Raw genomic sequence first — 12,248 nt, forward strand, 5'->3', positions numbered from 1 at the left:
TCAAGCGCTGGCCGCCTGCTTGCGCTGTTTGTCCAGGCGCTTCAGCAGCAGCGAACGTTTCAGCGGGGAGAGGTAATCCACGAACACCTTGCCTTCCAGGTGGTCCATCTCGTGCTGCACGGCCACCGCCAGCGGGCCTTCGGCCTCGTGGACGACGTCCTTGCCGTCGACGTCCTGCGCCTTCACCCTCACCCTCAGCGCGCGGGTCACGTCGGCGTACAGGCCGGGGAAGGACAGGCAGCCCTCCTGGTAGACCTGGGCGCCGTCCTTCTCCACGATCTCGGCGTTGATCAGCACCAGCGGCTGGTTGCGCTCCTCGCTCATATCGATCACCAGCACGCGCTGGTGCACGTTGACCTGGGTGGCGGCCAGGCCGACGCCGTTGGCGGCGTACATGGTCTCGAACATGTCGGCGACGAACTGCTTCAGCTTCGCGTCGAACACGCTCACCGGCGCGGCACGGGTGCGCAGCCGGGGGTCGGGGAATTCAAGGATGGAAAGGATGGACACAGGCATCACCTCGGCGCCGAAAGTGCGGGCGATTTGGTAAAAAACCACCCGCGGCGCCATCTAGAATGTGTCTTATTGTACGTCGGCAAGCGCCCGAGTACAGACGATTTTTGCCAACTCGCGCCTGTTGCGCGCATTAACCATTCGGTTACACTCGGCCGAGCATCTGGGGAAGGGGGATTCCCGCCAATGATCAAGAAAATTATCGTGTTGCTGGCCGGCATGCTGGTCACCGTGGCCGTCTATGCGGCCGGTGCGCAACTGCGGGCCGATCATCCCGACAGCTATACCGTGCGTCGGGGCGACACGCTCTGGGACATCTCCGCCAAGTTCCTGTCCAAACCGTGGCTGTGGCCGGAAATCTGGCAGGCCAATCCGCAGGTGCGCAATCCGCACCTGATCTACCCCGGCGACGTGCTCAACCTGTCCTTCATCAACGGGCCGCGCCTGGGCCTGCAGCCGAGCGTGCATCGCGAGGGCGAGGCGGTGCCGGCGATCCCGCTGTCCGAGCTGAAGATGTTCCTGAAGGACATGCGGGTGATGGACTCGAATGCGGTCAGCTCCGCGCCGTACGTGGTCGGCCTCGAGGAAGCGCGCCTGCGTGGCGCGGTCGGCCAGAACATCTATGTGCGCGGCCTGCAGGGCGAGGCCGGCCAGCGCTGGGCGATCGTGCGGCCCAGCCACGTGTTCCGCGGCTTCGACCAGGGTGACGCGGCCAGCGCCGACCTGGTCGCGCACGACCTGGACAGCAACGCGGCGATGGTCAATGCGCCGTGGCGCGAGGATTCCCGCAACGACGGCCACTACGGCAAGGGCGACGACCTCGGCGTCGAGGTCAGCGTGATCGGCACCGCCGAGACGCTGCGCACGGGCGACCCGGCGACGCTGCTGCTGCTCGGCGCCACCCAGGAAATCCGCAGCGGCGACCGCATCATGCCGCTGGACGAGTCGCCGTACGACGCCTACTACTACCCGCATGCGCCGAAGTCGGTGCCGGCCAATGCCAAGGTGATCGGCTTCGCCGACGCGATGGATGCGGCCGGTCCGCGCCAGGTGGTGATGTTGTCGATCGGCGCGAAGGACGGCGTCGAGAATGGCCAGACTTACACGATGATGCAGCCCGGCGAGACGATCCACGACGACGTGGCCAGCAACAGCTGGCGGCGCGGCGTGGGCGAGAAGGTCAAATTGCCCGACGAGTACATCGGCCACGTGATGGTGTTCCGCACCTTCGACCGGGTCAGCTACGGCCTGGTGATGGATGGCCTGCGGCCGGTGCACGTCGGCGCCCGCCTGGTCATGCCGGAGTAAGTGCCGGCAAGCACCACCGCGGCATCTGCCTACAGCACGGCGCGGTTCCCACCGCGCCGTTTTCTTTGCGGGCCACTGCGTAAACTGCCGCCATGACCATGGATGATCGCGATGAACTGCGCGCCTGGCTGCTCGCCTTGCGCACGCCCGGCCTCGGCCCGGGCGGCCTGCGCGAGCGGCTGGATGCGGCCGGCGGCGACATCCGCGCTGCGCTGGCGCAGTTGAGCCGCGACGCGGCCCGGCTTGGCGAGCCGGCCCGCGCCTGGCTGGCCCGGCCCGACGAAGTGCAGCTGGCCGCCGACCTGGCCTGGCTGGCCGAACCCGGACATCGGCTGCTGCGCTGTACCGAAGTGGATTTTCCGCCGCAACTGGAGCACATTCCGCAGCCGCCGGCGGTGCTGTTCGTGGTCGGCGACACCGGCCTGCTGCTGTATCCGCAGGTGGCGATCGTGGGCGCGCGCGGTGCCAGCGCAGTGGGTCTCGCGCATGCCCGGGCGTTTGCGCTGGCGCTGACGGAGGCCGGTTTCGCGATCACCAGCGGCATGGCCGACGGCATCGACGGTGCCGCCCATGTGGCCGCGCTGGATGCCGGCGCGAAGACGCTCGCGGTGGTCGGCACCGGGCCGGATCGGGTGTACCCGCGCAAGCACCATGCGCTGGCCCGGCGGCTCGCCGCGCAGGGGGCGCTGGTCAGCGAGTTTCCGCCCGGCACGCCGGCGCGCCCGGATCACTTCCCGCGGCGCAACCGGATCATCGCCGGGCTCGCGCTGGGCACGCTGGTGGTCGAGGCGGGCCTGCGTTCGGGCTCGCTGATCACCGCCCGACTGGCCGCCGAACAGGGCCGCGAGGTATTCGCGCTGCCCGGTTCCATCCACCACCCGCTGGCCCGCGGTTGCCACCGATTGATCCGCGACGGCGCCCGGCTGGTGGAGAGCGCGACCGAGATTGTCGAGACATTGACGCCGGCAGCGCGCATGCTTGGCGGCGAGCTGGCCGCGCGGCTGGGTGCGACTGGCGGCGCGGTGGCCGGGCCGCCGCGGGTCGCGAGTGACGATGGTGTCGCCCCGGGGCTCGCCGAGGCAGATGGCGACACCGGGTATCGACGGCTTTTGACCGAACTTGGTCATGAACCGGCGACGTTGGATGAACTTGTACAGCGTACCGGGCGGTCGGCCGCCGCACTTTCCTCGATGCTGATGATCCTGGAGCTGGAGGCCAGGGTGGCGAGCCTGCCGGGCAACCGCTATCAGCGATTGCCCGGCGGCTGAACGGCCGTCGGGCGACGCCTGCGGTGCGGCCGGGCTTGACAGTCGTCGGCGCGGCATGGTTTCAACTATATATATGTCCGGCACGGAAGCGCCGGTGGTTCACCTTTGGATATCCAGCTTCATGGCAAAAAACCTGCTCATCGTCGAATCACCGGCCAAGGCCAAGACGATCAACAAATACCTGGGCAAGGACTTCCAGGTCCTCGCCTCCTACGGTCATGTGCGCGACCTGAAGCCGAAGGAGGGCGCGGTCGACACCGAGCACGGTTTCGCCATGGCCTACGAGATCATCGAGCGCAACGAGAAGCACGTCGACGCGATCGCCAAGGCGGCCAAGCTGGCCGACGACATCTATCTGGCGACCGACTTGGATCGCGAAGGCGAGGCGATCAGCTGGCACATCAGCGAGATCCTGAAGGAGCGCGGCCTGACCAAGGGCAAGCAGCTGCACCGGGTGGTGTTCTCCGAGATCACGCCGAAGGCGATCAAGGCCGCGGTGGCCGCGCCGCGGCAGTTGTCGCACGACCTGGTCGATGCGCAGCAGGCGCGCCGGGCGCTGGACTACCTGGTCGGCTTCAACCTGTCGCCGGTGCTCTGGCGCAAGGTGCAGCGCGGGCTTTCCGCCGGCCGCGTGCAGTCGCCGGCGCTGCGCATGATCGTCGAGCGCGAGGAGGAGATCGAGGCGTTCAAGGCGCGCGAGTACTGGACCATCGAGGCCCAGCTGAAGCACGCCGAGGGCGATTTCGCCGCGCGCCTGTCCAGGCTCAACGGCAAGAAGTTCGAGCAGTTCGACCTCACCAGCGAAGCGGACGCGCATGCCGCCCGCGACGCGCTGAAGCAGGCCGCGCGCGGCCGCCTCACGGTCAGCGAGGTCAGCTCGAAGGAACGCAAACGCCGCCCGGCCGCGCCGTTCACCACCTCCACCCTGCAGCAGGAGGCGGCGCGCAAGCTTGGCTTCACCACCAGCCGCACGATGAAGGTGGCGCAGGGCCTGTACGAGGGCGTGGCGCTGGGCAGCGAGGGCAATGTCGGCCTGATCACCTACATGCGTACCGACTCCACCATGCTCGGCGAGGATGCGGTGGCCGAGCTGCGCCAGCTGATCGCCCGCGACTTCGGCGGCCACGCGCTGCCGGACGCGCCGCAGGTGTACAAGACCAAGTCGAAGAACGCGCAGGAAGCGCATGAAGCGATCCGCCCGACCTCGGCGATGCACACGCCGAAATCGGTGGCCGCCTTCCTCAACGACGACCAGCGCAAGCTGTACGAGCTGATCTGGAAGCGCACGGTGGCCTGCCAGATGATCCACGCCACGCTGAACACCGTGACGGTGGAATTCGCCGTGCGCGACGTCGCCGGTGGCGACGCCGCGTTCCGTTCCAGCGGCACCACCGTGGTCGACCCGGGCTTTCTCGCCGTGTACGAGGAGGGCCGCGACCAGAAGAATGCCGAGGACGACGACGAAGGCCGCCGGCTGCCGCGGCTGGCGGTGGACGAGCAGGTGCCGCTGCACGACATCGTCGCCGACCAGCACTTCACCGAACCGCCGCCGCGCTATTCCGAGGCGAGCCTGGTCAAGGCGCTGGAGGAATACGGCATCGGCCGGCCGTCGACCTATGCCAGCATCATCCAGGTGCTGCAGAACCGCGAGTACGTGTTCCTCGACAGCCGCCGCTTCAAGCCGACGGACGTGGGCCGCGCGGTCAGCAAGTTCCTCACCCAGCACTTTAGCCGCTACGTCGACTACGACTTCACCGCCAGGCTCGAGGACGAGCTCGACGCGGTCAGCCGCGGCGAGGAGGCGTGGGTGCCGCTGATGCAGCGCTTCTGGCAGCCGTTCAAGCAGCAGGTGGAGGAGAAGACCGAATCGGTCGATCGCAGCGAGGCCACCGGCGCGCGCGAGCTCGGCAGCGACCCGAAGACCGGCAAGCCGGTCTCGGTGCGGCTGGGCCGGTTCGGGCCGTATGCGGCGATCGGCACCAAGGACGACGCGGACAAGCCCACCTTCGCCAGCCTGCGCCCGGGCCAGAGCATGCACACGATCACCCTGGCCGAGGCGCTGGAGCTGTTCAAGCTGCCGCGCCAACTGGGCAGCGCGCCGAACGGCGAGGAAGTCAGCGTGGCGATCGGCCGCTTCGGCCCGTTCGTCAAGCAAGGCGGCACCTATGCCTCGCTGAAGCCCGAGGACGACCCGTACACGATCGAACTGCCGCGCGCGCTGCAGATCGTGCAGGAGAAACTTGAGATGCTGGCGAACCGGCTGATCCTCGATTTCGGCAACGGCGTGCAGGTGCTGAACGGCCGCTACGGCGCCTACATCACCGACGGCGAGAAGAACGCGCGCATCCCGAAGGAGCAGGAGCCGAAGGAGCTGACCGAGGCGCAGTGCCTGGAGCTGCTGGCGGCCGCACCGGCACGCAAGCCGGGTCGCTTCGGCAAGAAGGGCGCGACCAAGAAGGCGGCCGCGAAGAAGGCGGCGCCGGCAAAAAAGACGGCGGTGAAGAAGGCCGCCAGCAAGAAGGTTGCGGCGAAAAAGACCCCGGCGAAGAAGACGGCGGCAAAGAAGACCGCCACCAAGAAGGCCGCTGCAAAGAGGCCCGCGACCAGCAAAACCGGAGCCTGAGTGCTGCAGCGCTTCACCCTGGCCGAACTCGACGCTGCCGCCGCGCTGCTGCATGGCGGCGGCGTGCTGGCGTACCCGACCGAGGCGGTGTTCGGCCTCGGCTGCGATCCACATGACCGCGTCGCCTTCGAGAAAATCTTCGCGTTGAAGCAGCGCCCGGCGACCCAGGGCGTGCTGTTGATCGCCGCTGATTTCGCCCAGGTCGAGCGCTACATCGAACTGGCCGCGGTGCCGGCGGAGGTGCTGCGGGAGGTGCGATCGAGCTGGCCCGGCCCGCACACCTGGATCTTCCCGCGCTCGGCCGAGGTGCCGGCGTGGGTCGCCGGCGCGCATGCCGGGATCGCGCTGCGGGTCACCGCGCACGCACCGGCCGCCGCGTTGTGCCGCGCGTTCGGCGGCGCGCTGGTGTCGACCAGCGCGAACCCGCACGGCCAGCCGCCGGCGCGCACGGCGCAGACCGTGGCGGAGTACTTCGGCGATGCACTGGATGGCCTGCTGGACGCTCCACTGGGTGGCCAGGCCAGTCCCACGGTGATCCGCGATGCATTGTCGGGCGCTATCATCCGCGCCTGAGCGTCCACGGGAGCGCGCCGGATCATTGCGCCAGCTGAACCGCCGCGGGATGCCAGCTGCCGCCATTCACGCCGCTGTTCATGGTGCGGCGCGATTCTGCGGGGCATGTCGAATTGAAGATCAGGGAGATTGCGGCTTGGCCATCGTTTACGACACCTACCAGCGTGAGGCGCCACCGCGACTGCCGTTGCTGGACGCGGTCGACCCCGCACGGATCGTGGCCTGGCATCACGGCGAGCCGGTGAACGCGGCGTGCTTCCTGGCCCAGGTGCAGGCGGTGGCCGCCGGGTTGCCGGCCGCCCCCGCCGGGGTCAATTTGTGCGAGGACCGCTACGCGTTCCTGGTCGCGTTCTGCGCGATCGCGTTGCGTGGCCAGGCCAACCTGTTGCCGTCGTCGCGTGCGCCGCAGGCAGTGGACGAGGTGATGGCAGCGCATCCGGGTTGCTATGCGCTGGGCGAGCAGGCGCTCGATCCCGCGCCGCGCGGTTACCGGCAACTGCCGCCGCTGGATGCCGTACCGCCGCTTGAACTTGATGCAGCGTGGCCGTCGATTCCGGCCGGGCAGGTGGTGGCGATCGGCTATACCTCCGGCTCCACCGGTGCGCCCGGCGCGAACCTGAAGACCTGGGGCAGTTTCCACGCCAGCAACGCCGGCAACCTGGCGCTGCTGCGCGCAGCGGTCGGGCCGCGTGTCGAGATCGTCGCCACGGTGCCGCCGCAGCACATGTACGGCATGGAGATGTCGGTGCTGCTGCCGCTGCTGGGCGACGTCGGCGTGCATGCCGGGCGGCCGTTCTTTCCGGCCGACGTGGCCGCCGCGCTGGCCGAGGTGCCGGCGCCGCGGGTGCTGGTGACCACGCCGGTGCACCTGCGCGCGCTGGTGGAATCGGGCATCGCGCTGCCGCCGGTCGCGGCGATGGTGTCGGCCACCGCACCGCTGCCGGTGGAACTGGCGCGCCGCGCCGAGCAGCGGTTCGGTGCACCGCTGCTGGAGGTGTTCGGCTCCACCGAGACCTGCGTGTTCGCCAGCCGGCGTCCCGCCGTGGACGAGGACTGGTCGCTGTATGACGGTGCCAGCCTGCATCCGCAGCCGGACGGCACGCTGGTGCAGGCGCCGCAGCTGGACGCGCCGGTGGCCCTGGCCGACATCGTGAGCCTGTCCGACGGCGGCCGCCGCTTCCGCCTGTGCGGCCGCCACGCCGACCTGCTGGAGATCGCCGGCAAGCGCGCCTCGCTGGGCGACCTTACCCGGCGCCTGCTGGCGATCCCGGGCGTGCGCGACGGCGCGGTGTTCCAGCTCGACGACGGCGATGCGCTGGGCGTGCACCGGATTGCCGCGCTGGCGGTGGCACCGGGGCTGGATGCACACGCGATACTCGACGCCCTGCGCCGCGCGATCGACCCGCTGTTCCTGCCGCGTCCGCTGAAGCTGGTCGAGGCCTTGCCGCGCAACGAGACCGGCAAGCTGCCGCGCGCGGCGCTGCTGGCCCTGCTCGGCCAGCACGACGACGATTGAGCCGCCGGCTCGCGCCAGGGCGTGCGGCCTCGCTGCCGTCGGCTGAGCGCGCAGCCGCTACAATGCCGGGCTGCGCCGGGTGGCGCGCCTCACACGGAGCAGCCCAATGAAGGTCCTGGTCATCGGCGGCGGCGGTCGCGAACATGCGCTGGCGTGGAAGCTCGGGCAATCGCCGCAGGTCGACGAGGTGATCGTGGCGCCCGGCAACGCCGGCACTGCGCGCGAGCCGGGCGTGCGCAACGCCGACGTGGCGGCGGACGACCTCGATGGCCTGCTGCAGCTGGCGAAGCGCGAAAAGGTCGGGCTGACCGTGGTCGGTCCCGAGGTGCCGCTGGTGGCCGGCGTGGTCGACCGTTTCCGCGCCGCCAGCCTGCGCATCTTCGGCCCGCGCGCGATCGCCGCGCAGCTGGAAGGCTCCAAGGCGTTCGCCAAGGATTTCCTGCAGCGGCACAACATTCCCACCGCGCACTATGCGGTGTTCACCGAACTGAATCCGGCGCTGGCCTACGTGCGCGAGCAGGCCCATCAGAGCGGCGGCGCGCCGATCGTGATCAAGGCCGACGGCCTGGCCGCCGGCAAGGGCGTGGTGGTGGCGCTGACCCTGGCCGACGCGGAACTGGCGCTGCACGACATGCTCGGCGCACACGCGTTCGGCGACGCCTCGGCGCGGGTGGTGATCGAGGAGTTCCTCGACGGCGAGGAAGCCAGCTACATCGTGATGAGCGACGGCAGCCATGCGCTGCCGATGGCCTCCAGCCAGGACCACAAGCGCCGCGACGAAAACGACCTCGGCCCGAACACCGGCGGCATGGGTGCGTATTCGCCGGCGCCGGTGGTCACGCCGGAAGTCGAGCAGCGCATCCTCAAGGAAGTGATCGAGCCGACCCTGCGCGGCATGGCGGCCGAGGGCGCGCCGTTCATCGGCTTCCTCTATGCCGGCCTGATGATCGACAAGTCGGGCGCGCCGAAGGTGATCGAGTTCAACGTGCGTTTCGGCGACCCGGAAACCCAGCCGATCCTGCTGCGGCTGAAGTCCGACCTGGTCGAGTTGATCGACGCCGCGCTGGACGGCCGGCTGGAACAGACCCGGGCGCGTTGGGACGCGCGCCCGGCGATCGGCGTGGTGATGGCGGCCGGTGGCTATCCGGGCCGGGTGCGTCTGGGCGACGCGATCGACGGCCTCGACGTGGCGCTAGCGGCCGACGTCAAGGTATTCCACGCCGGTACCCGCCTCGACCCGGCGGGGCGCGTGCTCACCACCGGCGGCCGCGTGCTGACCGTGTGCGCACTGGGCAGCGACCTCGCCGCGGCGCGCGAAAGCGCGTATGCCGCGCTCGGCCGGATCCATTACGACGGCGCATTCTGCCGCCGTGACATCGCACACCGGGCCTTGCACCGCCGCTGAGCCGGGCCGGCGTCGCGGGCCGCGTACGCCGCCGCATGGTAGGCCATTGGATGGCTTGACTTTTCCGGGCGGCGCTTTTTGGGCTATGCTTGGAACTTCCCCCGCGTAGAGTCGTGGCGCATAGCGCCTGAACGGCCTCGTGCTTGATTTCACGTTGATGAGGTTTTCCCATGCGCAAGACGGTTTTGTCGCTGATGTCGGTTGCGACACTGGCTCTGGCTGGTTGCAACAACGCTTCCCATCCGTCTCAGTCGACGGACTCCACGGCGCCCGCTTCCGCGAACACGGCTGCGGCCGCTGCGCCGGTCCCGAGCCAGGTGAGCGGCACGATTACGCTGCGCGCCGGCACGCCCGCGCCGTCGGCGAACGCCACCCTGGTGCTGAACCTGGCCGACGTGTCGTCCACCGCCGTGGGCTCCGCCCCGCTGGCCAGCAAGACCTCGCCGGCCGGTTCGTTCCCGCAGTCGTTCACGCTGAGCTTCAACCCGGCCGAAGTGAAGCCGGGCGACCTGTACGTGATCCAGGCGTCCCTGACCGACGGCGACCGCAAGTACACCATGCCGATCCAGGCGCCGGTGCTGGCCAAGGGCAGCAAGAACGACGGCGTGGCGATCGAGCTGCTGGCCGAGCAGACGCCCAGCGAGAAGATCCTGGCCGAGTTCGCCGAGGCGAAGGCGCAGATCGGCGGCATGAAGATCAGCCATGGCACCAAGCTGGAGGCCAGTGATTCGCGCGGTTGGCAGCTGTTCCGCCAGGCCGGCGAGGTGAAGTACATCCGCGAAGAGGTCGACTACGGCGACAAGGGTTACACCAGCACCGACTATGCCTACAAGGACGGCAAGCCGTGGGCGATCGTGCAGGAAACCAAGGCCAGCCGCGACGGCAAACCCAGCGCGATCGACCGCGCCGGCTGGAGCGACGACGGTACGCTGGTACTCAAGCAGCACCAGGTCGGCAGCGACGTGCAGCCGCTCGATCCGGCAGTGGCGGCGACGCTGAGGAAGCAGGCGGTGGCGATTCTCGCCATGGCTACCGGCGGCAAGAACAAGTAAGCCGTCCGGGCTCCCGCGTCGAGCGGGCTGGTCCACAAAAAAAGCCGTCCGCATCCACGGACGGCTTTTTCATGGGCGGCCCGGACCAGGCCGGGCCGCTGGGCAGAGCGGATCAGAGACTGATCCGCACGCCCATGTTGACGCTGTTGAACTTCTGGCTGTTGTCGCCGAAGCGCCCGCTGTAGCCGATCCAGCTCTGCACGCTCGGGGTGAGTTGGGCGGACAGGCCCAGCGTCGCGGTACCCCAACTCGGGTCCGGGCTGAAGCCGGACAGGGCGAAGCCGCCGTTCATGCTGTTCAGGCCGGCGCGGACCATGCGCGGGTCGGCCTTGCTGTCGTGGTTCCAGCCCAGCTCGACATAGGGCGACATCACCAGGTTGTTGACCTGCCACTGGCCGCGCAGGCGCCAGCCCAGCGTGGATAGCAGCGAGTCGCGCTGCTGCCGGCCGAACCACATGGCGCTGCTGTCGTTGCCGCTCTCGGCGTAGCCGCTGATCTTCACGGTCTGCCAGTCGACGGTGGCGAACGGGCCGGTCTGCAGCTTGTCGGTGAGATCGAACCACCAGCCGCCGGTGACGCCGCCGCCCAGGTGCGAGCCGTCGGTCTTGCCGGTTTCGGTGCGCTGCATGGCGCCGATGCTCATGCGGCGTTCGATGTCCTTGAAATTCGACTGGCCGAAGTTGACGTAGCCGCCCACGTAGCCGCCGCCGTTGTGGTAACCGACATAGCCCAGGCCGCTGACGTCCTGCAGCTTGTAGCCGCCACCGCCGGAGAAGTCGGCGTTGTGCTGGCCCACACCCAGCGCCACGCCGGCGGTGACGTGCTCGCCGGCGAAATAGTTCGCGCCCAGGGTGAAATTGAAGTTGTCGCTGTTGGTGCGCGGCGAATTGCCGGTGGCGTCGAAGCGCTGCCGGGCATAGTCGATGTTGACGAAGGTGCGCACGTCGCCATCCTTGCCGGTGGTCAGCATCTGCTCGCGCATGACGCGGTTCTGCGTGGCGCTGGCGGCCAGCGGCGCTTCGCCGAGCAGCGAGACCTGCTCCGGCGCACGGATCACCGACAGCACGTACTGGCTGAGCATCGCGTGAGCGGCGGTGGTCGGATGCACGCCATCGGCGAACAGGTAGCTCTGGTCGGTGCCCGCCGCGTAGCTGTAGGGCAGCCCCGAGCCCTGCGGGCCGCACTGGATCGAACTGCCGGTGCACGCCGGCGTGGTGACGTTGCTGAAGCCGTAGGCCGCGGGGTTCGCGACCGCCTCGTTGAGCAGGGCGAAGGTATTCACCGGAATGATGTTCAGGCCGTTGGCGCTCAACTGCGCCAGCCCGCTGTTGAGCACGCCGTTGTAGAGCACGGCGAGCTGGCTGGCGCCGGCCTGCGCGGCCGCGCCGCCGGCGGCGGAGGCGGGCGTCTTGCCCAGGTCGGGCAGGTTGTAGACCACCACGTAGCGCGCGCCGGCGGCCTGCAGCGCGCCGAGTACGCCCAGCTCGGCCTGCGCCGCGCCGGTGGTGCCGGCGGCGATCGCGTTCGGGTCGGTCAGCGCACCGCTCAGGTAGAAGATGTCGTTGGCGCCGCCCCAGACCTGGTACAGCGCGTTGCCGTCGGCCTTGCCGCCGGTCGTGCCGAGGTACATCTGCAGCTGCTGCGGAATGGTCGGCACCGCGGCGACGTTGTTGACGAAGCCGGCGCCGCCCCAGGCGAAGTCGGTGCCGCCGGCGGCTGACGGGGCCAGCGCGAAACCGAGCTTCGCCGCGACGTTCTCCGCGGTGGTGATGCCCGGGTTGGTGGTGAAGCGCAGCGGCGGCTGGATCGTGGGCGCAGTGGCCAGCGAGATGTTGCCGCCGTCACTGAGGCTGTCACCGAAGACGATGACGTTGCTGAAATCGGTGGCCGCGGCGGCCGTGCTGAACAGCAGGGCGGTGGCGATGGCACCGGCCAGATGGCGGGTACGAAGCATGCAGATACTCCTCGGCCGGGATGGCCGTGTTAGCTG

General features: G+C 69.2%; 9 protein-coding genes. 7 read left to right on the top strand and 2 right to left on the bottom strand.

Going from position 1 to position 12,248, the window contains the following annotated elements:
- On the bottom strand, positions 1-510 hold the full coding sequence (gene def, locus RHOOR92_RS0112655; protein ID WP_027490398.1) for a peptide deformylase: 510 nt from the start codon (positions 508-510) through the stop codon (positions 1-3).
- Positions 511-699: 189 nt separating this feature from the next.
- Between def and RHOOR92_RS0112660 the strand changes: the two genes are divergently transcribed.
- The 7 genes from RHOOR92_RS0112660 to RHOOR92_RS0112690 all read left to right on the top strand — a co-directional run bounded on the left by RHOOR92_RS0112660 (position 700) and on the right by RHOOR92_RS0112690 (position 10,258).
- The gene (locus tag RHOOR92_RS0112660; RefSeq protein ID WP_007513526.1) at positions 700-1,821 is read left to right on the top strand and encodes a LysM domain-containing protein; all 1,122 of its coding nucleotides are present in this window, start codon (positions 700-702) and stop codon (positions 1,819-1,821) included.
- Positions 1,822-1,913: 92 nt separating this feature from the next.
- Positions 1,914-3,089 (top strand): DNA-processing protein DprA, encoded by a 1,176-nt coding sequence (dprA, locus tag RHOOR92_RS0112665; protein WP_037115428.1) that lies wholly within the window; start codon positions 1,914-1,916, stop codon positions 3,087-3,089.
- A 121-nt stretch (positions 3,090-3,210) separates the two neighbouring features.
- Positions 3,211-5,712: a DNA topoisomerase I gene (locus tag RHOOR92_RS0112670; RefSeq protein ID WP_015449009.1), complete on the top strand. Its 2,502-nt coding sequence runs from the start codon at positions 3,211-3,213 to the stop codon at positions 5,710-5,712.
- Positions 5,713-6,285, top strand: coding sequence for a Sua5/YciO/YrdC/YwlC family protein (locus RHOOR92_RS0112675; protein WP_015449008.1), 573 nt, complete (start codon positions 5,713-5,715; stop codon positions 6,283-6,285).
- A gap of 136 nt (positions 6,286-6,421) precedes the next feature.
- A complete protein-coding gene (locus RHOOR92_RS0112680; protein ID WP_015449007.1) occupies positions 6,422-7,801 on the top strand; it encodes an AMP-binding protein in 1,380 nt (459 codons plus the stop codon).
- A gap of 106 nt (positions 7,802-7,907) precedes the next feature.
- Entirely contained in the window at positions 7,908-9,206 is a 1,299-nt protein-coding gene (gene purD / locus RHOOR92_RS0112685; protein ID WP_015449006.1) for a phosphoribosylamine--glycine ligase, read from the top strand.
- A gap of 170 nt (positions 9,207-9,376) precedes the next feature.
- Positions 9,377-10,258, top strand: a complete 882-nt coding sequence (locus RHOOR92_RS0112690; RefSeq protein ID WP_015449005.1) for a YbaY family lipoprotein — start codon at positions 9,377-9,379, stop codon at positions 10,256-10,258.
- Positions 10,259-10,370: 112 nt separating this feature from the next.
- Here RHOOR92_RS0112690 and RHOOR92_RS0112695 read toward each other — a convergent pair whose 3' ends face one another.
- Complete coding sequence (locus RHOOR92_RS0112695; protein ID WP_027490400.1) at positions 10,371-12,212, bottom strand: autotransporter domain-containing protein; 1,842 nt, start codon at positions 12,210-12,212, stop codon at positions 10,371-10,373.
- Positions 12,213-12,248: the final 36 nt, after the last annotated feature.

This window comes from Rhodanobacter sp. OR92, from assembly GCF_000427545.1.
Classification (GTDB): domain Bacteria; phylum Pseudomonadota; class Gammaproteobacteria; order Xanthomonadales; family Rhodanobacteraceae; genus Rhodanobacter; species Rhodanobacter denitrificans.

Bases quoted from the DNA above. Each gene is read 5' to 3' on its own strand.
- RHOOR92_RS0112695 (WP_027490400.1), bottom strand. From the start codon at position 12,212: ATGCTTCGTACCCGCCATCTGGCCGGTGCCATCGCCACCGCCCTGCTG.
- dprA (WP_037115428.1), top strand. From the start codon at position 1,914: ATGACCATGGATGATCGCGATGAACTGCGCGCCTGGCTGCTCGCCTTG.
- RHOOR92_RS0112660 (WP_007513526.1), top strand. From the start codon at position 700: ATGATCAAGAAAATTATCGTGTTGCTGGCCGGCATGCTGGTCACCGTG.
- RHOOR92_RS0112670 (WP_015449009.1), top strand. From the start codon at position 3,211: ATGGCAAAAAACCTGCTCATCGTCGAATCACCGGCCAAGGCCAAGACG.
- RHOOR92_RS0112690 (WP_015449005.1), top strand. From the start codon at position 9,377: ATGCGCAAGACGGTTTTGTCGCTGATGTCGGTTGCGACACTGGCTCTG.
- purD (WP_015449006.1), top strand. From the start codon at position 7,908: ATGAAGGTCCTGGTCATCGGCGGCGGCGGTCGCGAACATGCGCTGGCG.